The sequence below is a fragment of the Chryseobacterium aahli genome (genome assembly GCF_022699665.1).
In the GTDB taxonomy this organism is placed as follows: Bacteria; Bacteroidota; Bacteroidia; order Flavobacteriales; family Weeksellaceae; genus Chryseobacterium; species Chryseobacterium aahli.
This window is the reverse complement of sequence record NZ_JALDNB010000014.1, coordinates 123,425-141,909: the sequence shown is the minus strand read 5'-3', so window position 1 is coordinate 141,909 and position 18,485 is coordinate 123,425. Positions and strand designations below refer to the sequence as shown.

General features: G+C 32.0%; 19 protein-coding genes and 1 pseudogene. 5 read left to right on the top strand and 15 right to left on the bottom strand.

Annotated elements, in window-relative coordinates; all coding sequences use genetic code 11:
• Positions 1-7 precede the first annotated feature (7 nt).
• Together MQX03_RS18590 and MQX03_RS18585 are read right to left on the bottom strand one after the other, a co-directional pair.
• Positions 8-706 carry a DUF4255 domain-containing protein gene (locus MQX03_RS18590; protein ID WP_242804854.1) on the bottom strand — a complete coding sequence of 233 codons (699 nt, stop codon included), beginning with the start codon at positions 704-706 and terminating at the stop codon, positions 8-10.
• Between the two features lie 187 nt (positions 707-893).
• Entirely contained in the window at positions 894-1,553 is a 660-nt protein-coding gene (locus tag MQX03_RS18585) for a 4'-phosphopantetheinyl transferase family protein (protein ID WP_242804852.1), read from the bottom strand.
• 238 nt (positions 1,554-1,791) lie between these two features.
• On the opposite strand from MQX03_RS18585, the gene MQX03_RS18580 reads away from it, so the two are divergent.
• The 5 genes and pseudogenes from MQX03_RS18580 to MQX03_RS18560 all read left to right on the top strand — a co-directional run bounded on the left by MQX03_RS18580 (position 1,792) and on the right by MQX03_RS18560 (position 7,655).
• On the top strand, positions 1,792-4,860 hold the full coding sequence (locus tag MQX03_RS18580; RefSeq protein ID WP_242804850.1) for an amino acid adenylation domain-containing protein: 3,069 nt from the start codon (positions 1,792-1,794) through the stop codon (positions 4,858-4,860).
• A 602-nt stretch (positions 4,861-5,462) separates the two neighbouring features.
• On the top strand, positions 5,463-5,669 hold the full coding sequence (locus MQX03_RS18575; protein WP_242804848.1) for a hypothetical protein: 207 nt from the start codon (positions 5,463-5,465) through the stop codon (positions 5,667-5,669).
• Positions 5,645-5,806, top strand: coding sequence for a hypothetical protein (locus MQX03_RS18570; protein WP_242804846.1), 162 nt, complete (start codon positions 5,645-5,647; stop codon positions 5,804-5,806). Before MQX03_RS18575 ends, MQX03_RS18570 begins: the two co-directional genes overlap by 25 nt.
• A 20-nt stretch (positions 5,807-5,826) precedes the next feature.
• On the top strand, positions 5,827-6,063 hold the full coding sequence (locus MQX03_RS18565; RefSeq protein ID WP_242804844.1) for a hypothetical protein: 237 nt from the start codon (positions 5,827-5,829) through the stop codon (positions 6,061-6,063).
• Positions 6,064-6,452: 389 nt separating this feature from the next.
• Positions 6,453-7,655 (top strand): annotated as a pseudogene (locus MQX03_RS18560) (IS256 family transposase).
• A gap of 45 nt (positions 7,656-7,700) precedes the next feature.
• On the opposite strand, the gene MQX03_RS20610 reads toward MQX03_RS18560, so the two are convergent.
• From MQX03_RS20610 to tssD, 13 genes are all read right to left on the bottom strand, one after another.
• Positions 7,701-7,967 (bottom strand): IS1 family transposase, encoded by a 267-nt coding sequence (locus tag MQX03_RS20610; RefSeq protein ID WP_394801758.1) that lies wholly within the window; start codon positions 7,965-7,967, stop codon positions 7,701-7,703.
• 4 nt (positions 7,968-7,971) lie between these two features.
• Positions 7,972-8,178: an IS1/IS1595 family N-terminal zinc-binding domain-containing protein gene (locus MQX03_RS20640; RefSeq protein ID WP_449508583.1), complete on the bottom strand. Its 207-nt coding sequence runs from the start codon at positions 8,176-8,178 to the stop codon at positions 7,972-7,974.
• Positions 8,171-8,440, bottom strand: a complete 270-nt coding sequence (locus MQX03_RS18555; RefSeq protein WP_242804842.1) for a hypothetical protein — start codon at positions 8,438-8,440, stop codon at positions 8,171-8,173. Before MQX03_RS18555 ends, MQX03_RS20640 begins: the two co-directional genes overlap by 8 nt.
• 21 nt (positions 8,441-8,461) lie before the next feature.
• Positions 8,462-9,187, bottom strand: coding sequence for a hypothetical protein (locus MQX03_RS18550; protein WP_242804840.1), 726 nt, complete (start codon positions 9,185-9,187; stop codon positions 8,462-8,464).
• Positions 9,188-9,189: 2 nt separating this feature from the next.
• Positions 9,190-10,581, bottom strand: a complete 1,392-nt coding sequence (locus MQX03_RS18545) for a peptidoglycan recognition protein family protein (protein WP_242804838.1) — start codon at positions 10,579-10,581, stop codon at positions 9,190-9,192.
• Entirely contained in the window at positions 10,568-11,299 is a 732-nt protein-coding gene (locus MQX03_RS18540) for a hypothetical protein (RefSeq protein WP_242804836.1), read from the bottom strand. Before MQX03_RS18540 ends, MQX03_RS18545 begins: the two co-directional genes overlap by 14 nt.
• A 154-nt stretch (positions 11,300-11,453) precedes the next feature.
• Positions 11,454-12,476: a hypothetical protein gene (locus tag MQX03_RS18535; protein ID WP_242804834.1), complete on the bottom strand. Its 1,023-nt coding sequence runs from the start codon at positions 12,474-12,476 to the stop codon at positions 11,454-11,456.
• A gap of 9 nt (positions 12,477-12,485) precedes the next feature.
• A complete protein-coding gene (locus MQX03_RS18530; protein ID WP_242804832.1) occupies positions 12,486-13,919 on the bottom strand; it encodes a C40 family peptidase in 1,434 nt (477 codons plus the stop codon).
• Between the two features lie 9 nt (positions 13,920-13,928).
• Complete coding sequence (locus tag MQX03_RS18525) at positions 13,929-14,270, bottom strand: hypothetical protein (protein WP_242804830.1); 342 nt, start codon at positions 14,268-14,270, stop codon at positions 13,929-13,931.
• Positions 14,260-15,432 (bottom strand): DUF6402 family protein, encoded by a 1,173-nt coding sequence (locus MQX03_RS18520; protein WP_242804828.1) that lies wholly within the window; start codon positions 15,430-15,432, stop codon positions 14,260-14,262. Before MQX03_RS18520 ends, MQX03_RS18525 begins: the two co-directional genes overlap by 11 nt.
• A 4-nt stretch (positions 15,433-15,436) precedes the next feature.
• A complete protein-coding gene (locus MQX03_RS18515; protein ID WP_242804826.1) occupies positions 15,437-16,039 on the bottom strand; it encodes a PAAR-like protein in 603 nt (200 codons plus the stop codon).
• 11 nt (positions 16,040-16,050) lie between these two features.
• Positions 16,051-17,973 carry a type VI secretion system Vgr family protein gene (locus MQX03_RS18510; RefSeq protein WP_242804824.1) on the bottom strand — a complete coding sequence of 641 codons (1,923 nt, stop codon included), beginning with the start codon at positions 17,971-17,973 and terminating at the stop codon, positions 16,051-16,053.
• 85 nt (positions 17,974-18,058) lie between these two features.
• The gene (gene tssD, locus MQX03_RS18505) at positions 18,059-18,445 is read right to left on the bottom strand and encodes a type VI secretion system tube protein TssD (protein ID WP_242804822.1); all 387 of its coding nucleotides are present in this window, start codon (positions 18,443-18,445) and stop codon (positions 18,059-18,061) included.
• Positions 18,446-18,485: the final 40 nt, after the last annotated feature.

Below are 18,485 nucleotides of genomic sequence, written 5' to 3'. Positions count from 1 at the left end.
CATTTATTTATTTTTCTACAGGAACTATTTTCCAATCTTTTTTGGGTAACTTTTCATCTTCTATTTTATATTCTCCGCTTTCTAATAATCCTGCTAAATCTTCTTTGTCATTTTCCCACAATTGAACTTTAGAGATTTTAATAACTTCTTTATCCTTAAGACTTTCTTCATTCTGGATAGGGATCATTCTCACCTGATACAAAACTGAAGGCATGTATTTTGACCCGAGATAAGACCACATTTGGTTCAGTTGGTCGATTTTTAGGCTTACTATTTCAAAAATGAACTTTTCATAATCGTGTTTTGGTTCGTTTTTCAATAAATTATCATTGGGAGGTTGCCAATAAAAAACTCGGTTGTTTTGAAGGTATTTAATTACCACTTCTAGTTTTTCGATTCCTGTAGCGTAATCGGATTGTTTTATATTATAAGATGTGAACAGAAGTGATAAAATTAAATTCTGAGTAGGATTTTTGTATTTTGCTATGGTATTGCTTGGTTGAATATAATTTTTATATAAGGTCTGATTTTTAAGTATTTTATCTTCTTCTATATTTACAATGGATAAAATTATGGTAGATTTGGAAGTCAGAAATTCATCTCCATCGTTCAAAGTAGCTACATTGGCTAATTCGACAATTGATGTTCCTGCTATTTCCGCATTTATAGCAGCAACAAGTTTCGAAAGGAACTCTGTGATTTTCATGGCTTCAGTTTATACCAACAAAGTTGTGTAATAATAATATTACATACCACAGGGAAAACACTGTTTGTCGCATAGGAAAAACACTGAAAATTAAAATTTTTCTAAATAAACATTTGAGAAATCTATGCAGATAATGCTTTAAGTTTAATTTGGCTAAAAATTGAATTCATTTATAATGATAACAACATTATAGGAGCCTTTTTAAATATTCATTTAATAATTCTATATCAACAGTTTGCAGAAAATCACCTTTAATAGCCAAATGACATTTATATTTTTGATTGATATATATATCTTTTACTGAGTAAATATTATTATCTATGACAGTTGTATTATCATTTTCTATTTCAAATGATGCGAGATTTAAACTAAGACCGTAGCCTGTAGCCTTAATTACAGATTCTTTTTGTGTCCAAAGAGAGATAAAACTATCCATAGCATTTTGAGAATTATTTAAAGTTTCCCATTCATGTCTGGTTAAAAAATTTTTAAAATTATTTATATTGATATTTTGTAATTTTTCAATATCAATGCCTATCTCATTTATATCTGTTATTACGCAAACAACAATATCTTCTGTATGAGAAACATTAAAGAAGATATTAGTGTTTTCAAAATAGGGCTTTTGATTTGAATTGTACACTAATTTTTCAATACTTAAATTTAAATCAAATGTTTTTATGAGATTATCTAATAATAAACGTCCGATTATTGACGCTTGTACATTCTGCCATTTTTTATATCTCGAAACTCTCTGTTGAAAATCTAAGGGCATTTCAACAAGTTTTTCGTGTAATAAATAATTATGTTTATTCTTATCAATATATGAATATAATATTTTTAACATTTTTTAAATCTTTAGTGTTCAAAACAAGACAGTTTCTCATTATTAAGTGATTTGATTATTTAAAAATAATGTAAAAATTTGGGTTCACAAAATTTCGCAAATATTTACAAATCAGAAAACTACATGTTAATTTTTATTAACGCTTAAAAATTTATTTGTTCACTATAATTTCGGATATATTTTTTTTCTAATTTTATGTTAAATACTGATACCAAATTTTAACATAAAATTTTAAACCATGAAAAAAGAACTAGACACGGTAAATTTTTATTCGAATAATTTTTTGGAAAGCAATTCCCAGAATAATGCAGTCGATATTGTAAAACAAATTGAGAAAATCTCAAAAGAGTATTCTGAAAAAATTGCCATTATCAATGGCTCTGAAAAAACGACTTATGAAAAACTTAATGCAAAAGCCAATCAATTAGCGCACTATTTACAAACTCAAAAGATTGAAAAAGGAGCATTGATCGGAGTTTGTATTCCTCAATCAACAACCCGTATTATTGCTTTCTTAGCTATTTTAAAAACTGGCGCGACTTATTTACCTATTGACGGTGAATTACCACAAGCCAGAATTCAAATGATGATTGATGATTCAAAAATCAAACTGATGCTCAGCGTAGATCAATATTTAGATAAAGTCAGTAATGATCATATCCAAAGTATTGCACTAGATTCTTTAGTTTCTGACGAAAGTTTTCAAAATAGGTCGACTGAAAACCTTTTAATTGATATTGTTCCTGAAAATCCGGCTTATGTAATTTACACTTCCGGCAGCACAGGAATGCCAAAAGGAGTGATTATTTCACATCATTCATTTTATAATTTTGTACAATATCAGGCAAAAGTTTTAGACTTATCGGCTGATAATATAACCCTGCAATTTGCTTCTCCGAGCTTTGATGCTGCCATCATAGATATCTGGACGCCATTAATCAAAGCGGCTAAGATGCATTTATATCCAAATAATAAAATCGTGGGCGAACCACTTTTAGATTTTATTGTTACCCATAATATTGATACCATTCCTTTGATGCCGCCGATGGTTTTGGCTTCGTTACCTTTAAACAAACCTATCGGAAATCTACAAACAATAGCTATCGGAGGTGAAGCTTGTACTGAAAACACTATAAAATCATGGTACAAAAAGATACGACTGATCAATAGTTACGGACCAACCGAAGCTACCGTTGCGGTGAGTAATTTTGAATTTAAAGAAGAAATTAATCCAAAAATTATTGGAACTGCAATGCCATTTGTCGATGTATTTCTATTAGACGAGAATTTGAAACCAGTAACAGATGGTACAGTTGGAGAAATTTATATCGGAGGTTCTCAACTGGCGTTAGGATATTTACATCGTGAAGAAGACACTCAAAAATCTTTTATTCAGGCTCCAGAATGGCTTTTGGATCAATTAAATAATGGTAGAACGCTTTATAAAACCGGAGACATGGCTCTGCGCAGAGAAGACGGAAATCTTGAGTTTTTCGGAAGAAAAGACGATCAGGTTAAGATCCGAGGATATAGAATCGAACTTGCCGAGATTGAATATAATATCTCAAAATTGCCACAGATCACTCAAAGTGCGGTTAAAGTTCAAAGAAAAGAAAATGGTTTGCCGGCTTTAATTGCTTTTATTCAGCTTGCAACAGATGAAGATCAGGCAAAAGTTTTACAGAATATAAAGGCGAAATTACAACAGGTAATGCCTGCTTATATGCTTCCTGACAAGATTTTTATTGTAGATCAAATGCCTTTGAACCATGCCGGAAAAATAGATAAAAAATTGTTGGAAATTCCTGAAAATCAAGCGAAAAATAGCAATTTACCGAAATGGAAAGAAGATAATTTAACCCAAATCGTAACGCATATCTGGAAAGATCTTCTCTCGCTGGAAGATGTTAATGAAAAAGATGATTTTTTTGAATTAGGAGGGCATTCATTGTTGCTTGCTCAAATGCATATGTTGCTTCCAGAGCCCGTCAGAAATCTGATCAGTCTGCCGGAACTTTATATTTACACCACTATTTCAGCTTTAGTTAAGGAGGTTGAAAATAGAATGATAAAAACAGAAATTTCGCAAAAAAGTAAAGCTGAAATGATGATCAGCGAATTGATAAAAGATTCGGAATTACATATTGATTTTACTATAAATGAATCACCAAATCCGGAGATCTTAAAGAATCCTAAAAGTATTTTTTTAACAGGTACAACAGGTTTTGTAGGATCTCATTTATTAGAAGAACTTTTAAAGCAAACTTCAGCAAATATTTACTGTTTGGTACGTGCTTCGTCTTCGGAAGAAGGGTTGGAGCGTATTAAAAACACTTTTGAAAAATTTAAATTATCATGGTCGTCTGATTATGATAGCCGGATTATTGCGATGACAGGAGATTTATCCTTGCCTCATTTCGGGATGGAAAATGAAAACTACAACTTCATCACCAATCATATTGAAGTCATTTATCATTCGGGAAGTTCGGTGAGTTATGTACAGCCTTATTCTTTAATTAAAAAATCGAATATTGACGGTTTGCATAATATCATTGATCTTGCGGTGACAGGAAAAATAAAATTTCTGATGTTGTTGTCTTCTATGGGCGTATTTAGCTGGGGCAGACCATTCACAAAGAAAACATGGATGTATGAAGATGATTCTATCGATCAAAATATGGCAGCAGTCTCCAGAGATCTGGGATATATAAAAAGCAAATGGGTAATGGAAAGCATTGCTGAAAAAGTACGGCAAAAAGGACTTCCTATTACTAATTTCAGGTTAGGTTTTGCGGTTTGTCACAGTACTTCCGGGGCAACCGTGATGAATCAATGGTGGGGATCGCTGATCAGAAGCTGTGTTGAGCTTAATTCTTTTCCACTTGTGATGGGATTAAAGGACGAACTGACAACAGTAGATTATATGTGTAAAGCAATTATGCACATTAGTAAAAAGAAAGAAGCAGTCGGGCTCAATTTCCACCTTTCTCCTTTGCCTGAAAATGATGTTTCGCTCACTGATTTCTGTGCCAAAATAAATGAATATTACGATATCAATTTAAAAGGAATGGAATATCATCAATGGCTTAATCAATGGAAATATAACAGTAATTTACCAATTTATCCTTTACTGAGCTTGTTCACAGAAGATGTACACGAAGGAAAATCATTAGTAGAAGCTTACGAAAACACCTATTATTATGACAGAAGTAATACGCAGCAGTTCTTATCGGATACCAATTTAGCACCTCCTGTTTTTGATAAAAAGCTGATGACTCCTTATCTGGAATTTATGGGAGTGCTTTAAAGATTAGTTCTTTTTTATTATATATGTTTGATAGGCTAACTATGGATGTTTATGTTAAATTATATTTGGAATAATTGGGACAAATTCCGGTGTCAGTAACTCTGGAACATCTGTTATGATTTTCAATCATTTGTAATATGTTTTATTTACAAAAATAAACGAGAGCAAGGTTACTTTACTCTCATTTTTAAAAATTAAATTCTAATGAATAATGATAATTAATCTATTGAAATTTCAAAATTACCTATCACGGATCAATCCTTTTTCTTGAGACTGAGCCACTAAATCTGAACCATACAATACATAAAAAAAGCTTTAAAACGTATGTTTTAAAGCTTTTTGTACTACTCTGAAATTGTAGTTGCGATCCGGACGGGACTTGTTATTTTTTCAAAAAAGCCCTATCCATAAGCTTTATGCTATTCTCTTGTTTTTTAGGTCACCGAATAGGTCACTTTGATAAACAATATAGAGAGCGTCGTTTTTACTGGTGCAACAATATGGCTTTTTTCGTTTAATACAAGTTGTAAATCGTCATCAAAAAGTGGACATTAGATATTAAAAAGTTAAGGAGTGTTTTCATAAAAAGAGTAATTTTAATTATGGCAACACCGAAAAAGAAACCGACCGAGAAATTCGTAAAAGATATTCGCCAGAACACCCGCAGAATATTTACTGCAGAGCAAAAGATTTTAATCGTGATGGAAGGTCTTCGAGCGGAGACTTTCGTAGCCGAACTTATAACATTGCACAGTCACAGTTTTATGCCTGAAACAATGAGTTTATGGAAGCAGGAAAGAAGCGCTTAAATGGAGATGTCGCTCGAGAAGCTACGAGTGATGAAGTATCAGATCTGAAGAAGGAAAACGCACGTTTGAAAGAGATCGTGGCTGATCTGGTTGTTCGTTATGACATTGTAAAAAAAAGTTTAGACAGGCTGGATTAATCGATAAATACAAGAAATATATGAGATTATCAGCAGCCGAGAAATACGAGATCATTCAAACTGTGACGACAAGTGAAACCAGGGTAAGGAAAACACTGGAAAGTTTTGGAATTGCCAGAAGCAGCTTTTACAAATGGTATCAAAGCTACTTGGAAAACGGCTATGATGGCTTGGAAGCTACAAAAAGAATGAACAACAGACAATGGAACAGTATTCCTGAGAAACAGAAAGATTTGGTAGTAGAAATTGCTCTGTAGTAGTGAAACTAAATCATTTTTATCACCCCGAGGAACTCATCCAAGCATTGGAAAAATTTGTGGAAAACTAAAATAACAAGCGCTATCACGAGTCGATAAATAACCTCACTCCCGCGGATATGTTCTTCGGAAGATCAGAACAGATTTTGAAAAAAAGAAAGCAGATAAAAGCCGAATCCATCCTGAAAAGAAGACAAATGTATAACCAACAAAAATTAGTAAGTTTATAAACCGAAAATCCTCCTTAAGGATTTAAATTAAAATGTCTAAGTTCGTTTGATGACCACTAACTGTGTAAGTTAAAAAGTTATTCTGGAAAATTTTGAGCCCTTATAGCTCAAAAAATTTTACGGAAATAACTTTTTATTATTTTTAACCATTACATAGTTATGATCGACAAAGAAGATTTACTAAACAATAAGGATTTCTACAAATCCTTTAAGAACGGGGAAGATTTAACCTCATTCTTTAAAGAGCTGCACAAAAAAGCAGTAGAACATATGTTAGATGTTGAACTTGACAGCCATTTGGATAATTCAAAACACGAAAAAACCATTAATGGAAACTATCGGAACGGACACGCAACCAAGAAGATAAAGTCCTCATTCGGCGAATCAGAAATAAAAGTTCCCAGAGATAGGGAAGGCAGTTTTGAACCAGCATTAGTTCCAAAGAGACACAATATCATCGATGGTTTGGAGAACATTATCATCTCATTTTATGCTAAAGGGATGAGTGTAAGTGATATTGAAGAGCAAATCAAAGAAATGTATGATTTTGACGTTTCGACTTCTACCATCTCACGAATCACCAATGCTGTTGCCAGTGAAGTGGTTGCCTGGCAGAACCGACCATTGGATGAAGTATATCTGATTGTCTGGATGGACGGGATTGTTTTCAAGGTTCGTGAAAACTCCAAGGTCATCAACAAAACCATTTATTTAGCCGTAGGACTCAATCGTGAAGGTAAAAAAGAAGTTCTCGGGATGTGGCTCGGAAAGAACGAAAGCTCCAGCTTTTGGATGAATGTTCTGACCGATTTAAAAGCCCGTGGCGTAGAAGATATTCTCATCACTGCTACCGATAATCTGAATGGATTTACCCAGACCATTCGCTCGGTTTTTCCGCAATCTCAAACCCAAATCTGCGTAGTTCACCAAATTAGAAATGCATGTAAATATGTTGTCTGGAAAGATAGGAAAGAATGTTCTGCAGATATGAAACACATTTATATTGCTCCCACAAAAGAAGCGGCAAAAGCAGCTTTGGACGACTTTGCAACCAAATGGGAAAGTAAATATCTCTATGCAATACAATCCTAGAGAACTCATTGGGACGAATTAACCGTCTTTTTTGAGTTTCCAATCGAGATTAGAAAAATAATTTACACGACCAATTTAATTGAAAATCTAAACGGGAAAATCCGAAAATACACCAAAAATAAAATGTCTTTCCCTACAGATGATGCAGTTATAAAATCTGTTTATTTAGCATTGAAAGAAGCAACTAAAAAATGGACCATGCCCATCCAAAATTTGGGATTGATTTTAAACCAATTTATGCTTATTTTTGAAAATAGGTTCAGATTATAAATCTAAGCCCTAACTTTTTAACTTACACGCTTAATGGGACAGTGTCTATATATTTTTTGGATTTGCATAAAGTAAAGTATCTATAATACATTGTAGCGTCTTAGTCGTTCTTCTACCAAGCTTATAATCAATTACTTTCTTTGTCTCCCTGCAATAAGCTGCAACTACCCATCGTTCATTGGTTTTACTTTTAGTATATGTTTTTAACTCGTCAATTTCGATTGTAATATTCTTAGGGATTGGTGGCTTAACAACTTTAGTAGCGATTTTTAAAATCTTTTTTAGTACAGTCGTCTTGCTGACATTAAGCAATCTGCTAATGCCATTTATTCCGACTCCCTTCTTTTATTAGTCGTTGAATATTATGATTATTGCCCTTATGATATGCATTATAAGAATAGTTCATAATGAACTTTTTTCTGCATCTTTTACACTGGTAGCGTTGTTTATTTTGTGATGTTATTCCTGCCTTGATACAGTAACTGTAATTACAGTGAATACATTGATTCCAACGTTTATTCATAATGTTTAAAAGAAAAGTAACAACTCCACATCTGCACCATTAGGTGTAAAAACATATATGCTGGAATCGCTATTTTGCTTTTTTTAGTCGGCAAAAATAAAAAACGATATATTATAATACATCGTTTTTTTAATTTTATATCAAAATAGTATTGATTATCAATGAAGTTAAATAAAAACTCCATATCTGAACCATTACCCTCTACAGGTTTGCATCCTAAAAGTAGAATCGATGTAATTATTATTAATATTATGTCTTTCATAAACATTCATTTAATTAATTGCTATACACTACAATCAGTTGAAACAAAATCTATTATTGAAAGATACCACCTCCCTTCTATTTCGGTTACGTAAAAAATAAAAGTATTTCCAAAATAATTATCTTCAGTCTTATATGAAAGAACTATTCTTCTACTATCTCTTTCCCAATTTTGAATTGGTTTTATTTCTTGCTTGAATTTAGCAATATCTTTTTTAGATTCTTCTGTATTATCATAAGATATGGAAATTATATAATTTTCTATTGTGTTTGATAATAATTCTGCTGCTTTTTTATTATTTACAAAAAATAACCCTTTTTTACTTATAGAGTCGCATTCTATAACAACATCCGTTTTAACGGTATCTAGTTTAAAGTTATGTCCAGTTTTTTGTTTTGAAATTGCTTCCCTATACCAATATGGAACACTTATTTCATTTTTACAAGACGAACTTACACATATCTGCTTATCATTCTTCCACAAATCCACAGTTCCAATTCTATATATGAAGTAAATCCCTAGATTGGGATTAATTAATTTATTTAATTTTGTAAAATCTTTTGCATTATAATATTTTACAATTTGGTAAATAGTTTCTTGGAAATTAGTTTGATTAATTTTGATTTCAACTTTATCATTCTTGTATGAAACTTTATCTTTTAATTTTTCAGATTTTTTTATTCTATTTTCACTTTTGTAGCAGGATAATAGAATAAATATTAGTAAAAATGTTAATAATTGTTTCATAATTATAGTTTTGAAATTATAGCATCATATACAGCTTGACCTTCTCCACCAGTTTTTTGCTGAATACCCTCATGAAGTAAAATATCTGACTTGTTTAAATTATATTTTTCAAGTAATTTTTTAACGATACAAACTACTGAATTAATTTGTTTTAATGAAAGTTCGTCCCAATGATGTTCCCCATCGTAATCTTTATATCCTTTAGTAATCTTTTTATCAGCAGATGGCTGATTTATCCAAACGCCTTTTTTATCCTTGCTATAATTCAAGCCAATAACTTCAATGCCTATTGAGTTGTTATTTTCTATATCTTTTCTTGCAATTCTGGTTTTATCAGTACTACTTCTAATATGGCTACTGCTTTTATCCAATCCGAAAGGTTGAAATATTTCACCATCATTTCCTCTTGGGCCATCCACATAAAAATGTGTTCCTTTAGTATGACCAACAGCACTAATCGTAGTATAACCTGCTGTACGATGTAAAACAATTGCTTTAACAGTTTGCATTGCTCCTGTCGATTTTACCTTGCTTCCTGCTTTCGTATGAATTACATTAGGTCCGTTTAGTAAATTATTTTCTATTTTATAAGATACACATTCACAAGTTTTTACTTCAAACCATTTATTAGGTTGATCCAGCCAAACTCCGTCTTTTGGAATACCTTCTCCCAAATCCATATTATCGCTACAATACACTACTTTGTCTTTCAAACTTGGAACTTCTACATATATACAAAGTTTTAATTTTTTGTCTTTATCGGAAGTTATTTTACTGATCCAGTCTTGCGTAATTTTGTCGTCTATATTGTTTAGATTGATTGTGAAAACTGCGAGCATCTCTCCATCTCCGTCAGTATCATAATAGTCTATTTTTGCTGTAAAAATCCCTTGAACATCTTTTTTATCCTGCAAAAAAGAAACTTCTTTGTATTCGTCTTTATTTATTATTCCTTTCTCTAAAATTTTTACCTTTACTTCGGTTCCAATAGGAATGTTAAGCGTATCTACTACAATATGAACTTCATCTTTTATAGATGCCGATTTTATTTGCTCATAAGTTACTTTTTTATCTTTCTCTTCTACTTTTTTTGCAAAATAAGCGTCTTTAATAACAGGTGTATCTCCATAAATTTCTTTCAATTCATTATTTGTAACTGTTTGCTTAGTATCAGTAATTGTAATTTTTATGGGAGGTTGTGGTTTTTCAGGTGTTTCCACTTTTTCATGAGTTGGAAAGTTGGGAACTTTTGCATCCTTTCCACCACAAGACGTAAGACTTAAACACCCAAATAACAATGCAATTAAAGCAGCATTATATAAGTTTTTTCCAAATTTGATGTCTAACTTATGTTGTAGCTCCGTAAGCCAAGATATTTTTTTATACTTCGTCATAGCTTATTTCTTTTAATTCGTATATAAATTTCTTTTGATAGTTTTCTCCCAAGGAAAAATCTATAGAGAGGTTATGCTTTAAAACTTCCTTCGTTTTAGAATCTAAAAGAATAATTCCTTCATAGATATTCAATGTGGGGAAGTCTTTTTCTTTATTGTATGAAATTTCCTTTCTGTCCATTTCTTCATAAAATTGTTCCCAATTTTTAACGGAAGATAATTTGCCAGTATAAATTAAAGTAATTAACTGTTCTTTTTCATCTATGCTTTGTAGCTGTGCCTGTTCTTCAATATCTGCTACTGTATTATTCATCAAGTTTCTGTAACGTGCAATATGGCTTGGGTTATTTTCCTTATCGTATTTGCAGTAAAACTTATGAAGGATTAGCCCGAATTGGTTATTCTTCATTAAGTCATCACAAACTATACTTCCGTTATTATAGAATGCTTTAAGAAATTTGAAGCTATTTTCTGCATGTCTTCCTACATAAGACCCGGAAAGTTTTTTAGTAATTTCTTTTACCTTTTCCTGTAATAAGAGAAGGTCTTTCAGTGTTTTAAGTTTTGCATACTTATCTGCTACTACTTTTATTTCATCATTTATTTTTGCTACATAACTTAAGAAATCTTTTTCGGACAGAGATAATTTTTTATCTCTGAGTTCTCTGTCAAAGGTTTCAATATGAAATTCAAATCTACCATTCTCAATTTTTTGCAATGTTATATGCAATATTTTGTTTAGTTCGCTTCTATGTAGTTTCCCATTTATGACAGTATATTCATTATAGGAATAACGATAAAATTTTCTCTCAAAGGAAAGTTGGAGAGAAATATCTACTGGGAAATGTATATGAGAATCCATTCTTTTGAAACTATTCTATAATAGGTTTTATGGCTAAAATAATTTTATCTTTCTCTTCATGAGTTAGATGATTTAATTCTGTTATTTTGTTACCACTCAAATATGTTATATAATTTTTAATATCCTTTTTTATGGTTTCTTTATTGGTAGAATCTGCTTTAAATAGCTTGATAGTATTGTTGTGAATAGTAAGTTTCCCGTCACAGGATTTTGTCCATAATATTCTGCCGTATTCTTGAGGGTCATTTTCTTTGTATACTGTTTTTCCCACAACCCATTTTAAAAGTTCTCGATCTTTAGTATATCCAAATACTTTCACCAAGCTTTCCATGAAATATTCATCATTCTCTGTAAGCCACACAAAATAGGACTTATCATCATTAAACAAATATTTATTGCGTGCAACTAGTTTCTGAATATTCTTTTTGCGATTCTCAGCTAGATTTGGAACATCTTTCCATCTTATAACCTGTACAACTTCTTTATCAATTATCTTTTCTCTTTTAATTTTATCTTCTTTAATGAATAAGTCCGGATATAAAGTTTCATAATTTATTAATTCAGGGATGAAAAGTGCTTCAAAAAGAATATTATTTTTAAAATCAATAAAAATGGGGTTATTGTTACTAGTAATGTAGTTTATATCCAATTGGTAAGCTACTTTTTTTAATTGACAAGGATATTCAATTAAAAAATTTACATTTTTATTTACATTTTTAAATCCAAAAATAATTGATACTTTATTCTTGAATTTTTTTTCATTTATTATTTTATAATTATGTTTTTTTAAAATATTATTTGACACGGATTTTATAACTTCGTAATCTTCTTTTTTATAATTATAATTATTTTCTATATCCAATCCTTTTTCTTTTATACCATATCCATGCATTACTTGTTGTTTGATAATTTTTTTTATTGAATCGTTGGACTCGATAGTGGTTTCATCCGTATCATTTATTCTAACATTCTTTTTCTCTCCATTTTGAAATGAAAAAAAAACAACCATTAGTGATATAAAAATTTTTTTCATGTTTTAATTTTAACCAGTTTCACCTTCAACATATTTTATTGCATTTGAACTTAAATCAGAAGGTTCAACTTCTTCAAGAGGTATTAACTCTCCTTTATAATCAATTGGAAAAATACAATATGGATGTACTTTTGTTTTAGGGGCTGTCCAAAATCGTACACCATTTGTTTGATTACCTCCCAGTACAATATAATTTTGGGGGTTACTCTTATCAATACCTACAATAATAGTTGTATGACCATCATTATGCCATTCAACTATCCCCCCAATATACATTTCTGTATATTTTATTCCCCATTTTTCTGTTGTTTCATAGGGGGCTCCATCCTTTCTTTTAACCAAACTTACTTTACCATGCCAAATCGCACCTGGGTCTGGTTGGTACTTATAACCGGATGTTTTTAAACAATATGCAACAAATGACCCACACCAAGCAGAATTAGCACGAGTAGCATCTTTTTCGCTTCCACATCTCTTCATATGTGCATTATCTGTACTTGCATGATATGTATCTTTAATGTATTCACAATGAGTAGATTCTCTAATTATTTTAGCTTCTTCAACTATTGCAATATCAACCCATGGAGGTAATTTAACCACATCAATTTCCAACCTTTCTCCATCCTTATTTAAAAATTCATGAGTGTCATCAGGAAATTTTACTTCGTCCTGGGTTTCGGTAACTTCGGCTTTAAAATATAGAAAAGCATTTTTATCTTTTCTTTTATCAAATTTTTCAATCAGTTTTTTTAGATCATCCTCACTTTTGGGGCGTAGAGTGATTTCTTTTGAATAAGTTATTAAACCTTTAATCTGAAACTCAATTTTATCTTTTTCTTCTTGACCAATTAAAAACTTAATTGGATTCTCATATATCTGATCTTCATTTTCAAGCTTATTCTCATTAATTTGAATGGTAAGTTTTCCTGTTGTTCCTTCACAGTTTGCTACAACCCACACTTTTTTCTTAATTGATATTTTGTTTATCTGTGAATATTCAAAAGCAGGTTTTCCTTCAGCATCTTTTTGACGTACATTTTCTTCCCATTTAATTTTGACAGATTCAGCTTTCTTTAATTTTGTAATATCAGAAAGCACTTTAGTATCATCTGCAGAATCTAATACTTGAATATTCTTAATCTCTTTTTTTAGTTTTTTCAGATCACCTTCTTTTTTATCTTTTATTGCTTTTGCCGTTGCTCCATTTACACTTTGTACGGTGTAGGGTTCTTCTTTGTTTTCCCATTTCATTTTGGGCTTTTGCTCTGCAAAATAGATTTTCACCACATTTACTTCATGATCAAGCTGATGTGGCATATCATATACTTTCTGATTAGGGTTTACAGAATATTCATCTTTTTCTTGAGAAGAAGATTCTACATTTTTTTCCTGCAATCCAGGACTATTTTCAACATATTGATGAGAAATTAAACTATCTGACATTTTTTTATTTTAATCTAAAGAAAGAAAATCAAATTTTGTATAGTATACTTTATTTTCAGTAAAGTCCCACTCAATATTCAAATCGCCCAATAAAAAAGTTTGACGGTTATAAAATGGAGGGTTATATATAACTTTACCGTTATTATCTTCTAAAACAGCATATGCTTTTTTGTAATCAGCCTCACTTGTTAAAGAAAGATGATACGTGTTTTTCTTAACAAAAATCTTCATTACATACTTATTATTGGGGCTTTTGTAAATTGCATATTCATTATATTTAGGTCGAAAAAAATATAGAATTGTAAAAACTATAAGTATTATTGCAAAAATCCAAAAAAAATTAGCTTTCATAATCAAATGTTATATTAACGTTTTCTTCATGTAAAGTAGAATACAGATAGTAGTCATATCCTTTCTTATGATCATCTCTGTAATTTCTGTAATCCTTATTTGTAACTTCAAAGTATTCTTTCAATAAGTTGGAGTCAGGTGCATCTTTTAACACTTCAACAGTACTCCCATCATCAGATATTTTCCAATATCCCAAAGGTTGAGATGGTTCATTCGGGTCATCATCTACAAAATCAAACCCATCTTTAACGTAGTAGTGTAATTTTTCAACCTTAATTCGAATGTAGTCATCCATTAGGTACCTTTCTATATATTCTAATTTTCCAGTAGCAAAAACATGATAATTAAAATTAGCTATTGCTGCAATGAAATCATCTATTCCGTCATAAAAATAATGCACACCCAAATCAAAAGCCCCATTAAATGATTGAGAGCTAAAATAGTATTTTTCATATAGAGGAATTTTTTCACCTTTAAGGTCTAGTATGTTTGTACTAGTTACTCCAAATGTTGTTGTCTTATTTCCTTTTGTTGGTTTGGTTACTAGACCATCATTTGCCATTTTCTTAATCTCACCTTGTAAAGATTCCTGAATTTTGTTACTCCATGCACTATTTGATTCTTTTAATTTAGTCGTTGTATCTTTATGGAAATCATCAAACTCACTTTTTACCTCTGATGATTCTTGGGTTATCCATTCCCATGTTATAGCATCAAGTTTTGGATCAACAAGTTTTTTATTTGGATTATTTCCACTTGTAAACCATATCTTTTGCAACTTTTCGCCATTTACCCAACCTTTAATATTCAATAATTTGGGTATATATCTGACAAAATGAATTATAAAGCTATTATTAGCTACAAGTTCATTTTCATTCATTACAACACTAAAAAACAATTCAATCTTATTAGGTAGATATTGTTTCTTTTGTATTTTTTTGGCAACTTGGTTATAAAACACATAATTTATTGTAAAATCATGGGAATTCTCTACATCCTTTTTTAAATCCCAATCTTTAGATGTGTATACATGAACTTTTTCTAATTTTTCACTTAAATTTTTTGCATAGATTTTTACTTTATATTTTTTTGCTTTACTTTTTGGCACTGGATGAAAAGTCATATTGATTTTATCGTTTTCAAAATCTAAAAAAAGAACCATATTATTATTTTTTTAAAAAGGCGTATAGTATTCCATCTTTAGGGGATGCTTCATCATTTGTATTTTCCATTTTTCTTTCTTGCTTTTTTACAACAGCTACATTTGGTGTTGGCTCACAAGTGATAAAAGATTCTTTTATCAAAACTTTCTGTTCCTGTACAATAGAAGTCCCCAAGTTCTGCCAAGGGCTTAATTTTATAACACTCATACAAGGGGGAGGAGTTTGCCCAGACCATTTAGGATGTCCACAAGTTCCTTTAAATTGTAGGTTTATCATATTATTACCATCACCCTCTGTTGCCCATAACTGATCTTGAAGATTGATTTCATTCGAAGTAACTTTTAACTCTCCCTGAGTTTGAGCATAAGGACATTTGAGCTTTGCTCCGTTCATAACAACTTCTCTCTTTTCAAGAGGAGAGTCTTCTGTCGATTTTTTCTGCTTTTCCTCTCTCTTTTTATTAAGTTTTGCATTATGTTCTGAACTGCTTTTCCCCTTTTTAGAACTAACGGAGCCTTTAGATTCCCCGATAATTGTTAAATCCGGATCTTTGTTGAGATTAGAATCATGTTCATCGGCAACAAATGAAAATTTATTATTTCTCATAATATTTCATTTCATCCTTTACTAACTTTCACATCTTTTCCTCCTTGAAACACTGCCAAAGAAGATCCTCTCAATTTTAAATTCCCTATAGAGGTCTGTATATCTGCTTCTCCAGACACGCTCTTAAATTTATTTCCGGTATTTTCTGTTTGATCTTGTTTAACAGTAACATTTTTGTTTTCAGATACCTGAGTATACATTTTTGTAATTGCTTCAGTATGATCATTTCCAACATATATGGTACTATTCTTCCCTATATTAGTTGACATGTTTCTTCCAGCAGAAATATTAATATCTTTCCCCGCCGTAAACGTCATATCATTCGGTGCATTGACATTAATATTTCCAGCACCATCCATCAAATAAGTATTCCCACTCGGATCTTCTATAAAAACACTGCCTTCCGCATCATTCAGAATAATTTTAGTTCCACTTCTCGTGTGAATCACCTTCTTATCATTTCCGCTCGTGTGGTACGAACTCGTTTCACTCCCATTATACTGCGTACCCGCCACAAAAGGCTTCTCCGCATTCCCACTTTCAAAATCGACCAATACCTCTTCCCCGATCTCCGGGATAAAATGAAAACCTTTTCCGCTTCCCGAATGAGGCTGTATCAATCTGATCCAGGGTGTTTTCTCTCCCTTCTTCTCCTGCCACGGATACTGCACCCGTACTCTTCCCATTCCAGAAGGATCATTGTTGTCCAAAACTCTTGCAGACTGTTTTTCTCCAAAAGGAACAGCTTCGTCATCCTGATAAGGCGCATTGAACAGATCCGGAATACCCACAAATTCATTATAATACGTATTGCCATCGTGGTAATGTTTGATTTCCGTGATGCGGTAAGTTTCCATTGCCCTGCCGTTGATGTCGATCAGTTTGGCTCTGCCACCTATTTTAAGTTCGGGATCTTTGCTTTTGCCTTTTACGGTAACCAGATTCTCCCTGTTTTCTCTTTCCTTTCTTATTGCTTCTTTCAGTTCATGGTCGGTGCTGACGGAGATTCCGGTGTGGTTGAAAAGCATTTCGGGCTTCTTCTTGTACACGTTTTTGGATGCTGTAATGGCAATCGCCTGAAAAGGATTTTCTTTATACTGAACCTGTGCGGATGAAGAATCTTTGTCGGTTTTACTTCCGCCTTGCACATCAAATACCGAATAACTAAAGTCTTGCGGTTTAATATTCATTTCAACTTCAACCTCGATAAGGTCAATATTTTCTTCAAGATTAACAATTGGCTGTACTTTATTGCCGAAAACCATACTCTGGCCGTTGTAGTAAAAATATTCTCCGTAGCGAGTTGCCAGTCTTTTGATAAACTGATAATCCGATTCTTTATATTGTACCGTGTAAGGCAAAGCATATTTCGTATTCGGGTTTTCTACCAATACTTTACAGTTTTCGGGATATTCTGCAGTGGCCGATTTTATGATTTCATCCAACGTTTTATTCTCAAAACTCTGACAGTCTTTTCCGTTTTCAAGCAGGATGCTTGGTGAATAACCGCTGATATAGAGTTTTCCGTAGCCGTTTTCTTTCTTGTTTTTCACATTGGCAACAATGCCGCTGAACATTTGGCGTACATCACCAAAACGATGTAGATTGATCGTGATGTTCTTTCCTAAAATATTCTTGGAATTCTCCATCACATAACCCTGAAAACTGTCTAAAGCATCATCAGGAACGATAATGGTGAAGTTGTCGTGATCATTCGTATTCTGATTCAGGTTAATTGAAAAACCCGATTTATCCAAAAAAGGTTTCCCGTCTAAACTCAATGTGCAATAAACCAGAGGACTGGTTTTATCAGCGAGGAAATCCTTGAACATTTTGGAAGAAAAGTATTTTTTGAGATCATCGGGATGATTCAGTCGCATATTGCTTCCTAGATTGCCCTGGCCGAAACCGTTTTCATCATCTAAATATGACATAATTTTCTATATTTATTTGGATTTGTGTTTTTAAAATAAACTTCACAAGATTTTATTTAAATCTAAAAAAAATTTGGAAAGTATATTACTTCCATGTTTTTTCGTGAATCGCTCCGTTGACCTCAAATTTCTTGGCGATCAATTGCATTTCGATTTGTAGAGGTTCTGCATTCACCGAGTTAAAATGTTCAGTGAATTTGACACAGTATGCTTTTTCAAAATCAAGCTCCTGAAGTTTGCTCATTGCATCCCTTCTGAAAAAAGTGATTTTTCCGTTTTTGGTCTGGTTATGATCGAGCATCCATCCCAGAAGTTCAGGATTTCCGGTGCTTTCGATACGGATAAAGATCTCTCCGCCTTGAGGCATCCCCTGCGGTTTTCCCGTTCCGTCCGTTGCCTGTGTAAAGCTGTATTTACACTCTAAAATATTGTAAACGTTGCCGTCTAATTCTAATTTGGATAAAAAAGACATAGTTGTAGTTGTTAGTTGGTGGTTGTCGGTTGACAGTTAT

What these genes read in the sequence shown, in the direction of transcription:
- tssD (WP_242804822.1), bottom strand. Translation starts at nt 18,445, where the DNA reads ATGTCTTTTTTATCCAAATTAGAATTAGACGGCAACGTTTACAATATT.
- MQX03_RS18590 (WP_242804854.1), bottom strand. Translation starts at nt 706, where the DNA reads ATGAAAATCACAGAGTTCCTTTCGAAACTTGTTGCTGCTATAAATGCG.
- MQX03_RS18550 (WP_242804840.1), bottom strand. Translation starts at nt 9,187, where the DNA reads ATGAAACAATTATTAACATTTTTACTAATATTTATTCTATTATCCTGC.
- MQX03_RS18555 (WP_242804842.1), bottom strand. Translation starts at nt 8,440, where the DNA reads ATGAAAGACATAATATTAATAATAATTACATCGATTCTACTTTTAGGA.
- MQX03_RS18530 (WP_242804832.1), bottom strand. Translation starts at nt 13,919, where the DNA reads ATGTCAGATAGTTTAATTTCTCATCAATATGTTGAAAATAGTCCTGGA.
- MQX03_RS18585 (WP_242804852.1), bottom strand. Translation starts at nt 1,553, where the DNA reads ATGTTAAAAATATTATATTCATATATTGATAAGAATAAACATAATTAT.
- MQX03_RS18515 (WP_242804826.1), bottom strand. Translation starts at nt 16,039, where the DNA reads ATGAGAAATAATAAATTTTCATTTGTTGCCGATGAACATGATTCTAAT.
- MQX03_RS18575 (WP_242804848.1), top strand. Translation starts at nt 5,463, where the DNA reads ATGGCAACACCGAAAAAGAAACCGACCGAGAAATTCGTAAAAGATATT.
- MQX03_RS18535 (WP_242804834.1), bottom strand. Translation starts at nt 12,476, where the DNA reads ATGAAAAAAATTTTTATATCACTAATGGTTGTTTTTTTTTCATTTCAA.
- MQX03_RS20640 (WP_449508583.1), bottom strand. Translation starts at nt 8,178, where the DNA reads ATGAATAAACGTTGGAATCAATGTATTCACTGTAATTACAGTTACTGT.
- MQX03_RS18545 (WP_242804838.1), bottom strand. Translation starts at nt 10,581, where the DNA reads ATGACGAAGTATAAAAAAATATCTTGGCTTACGGAGCTACAACATAAG.
- MQX03_RS18520 (WP_242804828.1), bottom strand. Translation starts at nt 15,432, where the DNA reads ATGGTTCTTTTTTTAGATTTTGAAAACGATAAAATCAATATGACTTTT.
- MQX03_RS18565 (WP_242804844.1), top strand. Translation starts at nt 5,827, where the DNA reads ATGAGATTATCAGCAGCCGAGAAATACGAGATCATTCAAACTGTGACG.
- MQX03_RS18580 (WP_242804850.1), top strand. Translation starts at nt 1,792, where the DNA reads ATGAAAAAAGAACTAGACACGGTAAATTTTTATTCGAATAATTTTTTG.
- MQX03_RS18570 (WP_242804846.1), top strand. Translation starts at nt 5,645, where the DNA reads ATGGAAGCAGGAAAGAAGCGCTTAAATGGAGATGTCGCTCGAGAAGCT.
- MQX03_RS18510 (WP_242804824.1), bottom strand. Translation starts at nt 17,973, where the DNA reads ATGTCATATTTAGATGATGAAAACGGTTTCGGCCAGGGCAATCTAGGA.
- MQX03_RS18525 (WP_242804830.1), bottom strand. Translation starts at nt 14,270, where the DNA reads ATGAAAGCTAATTTTTTTTGGATTTTTGCAATAATACTTATAGTTTTT.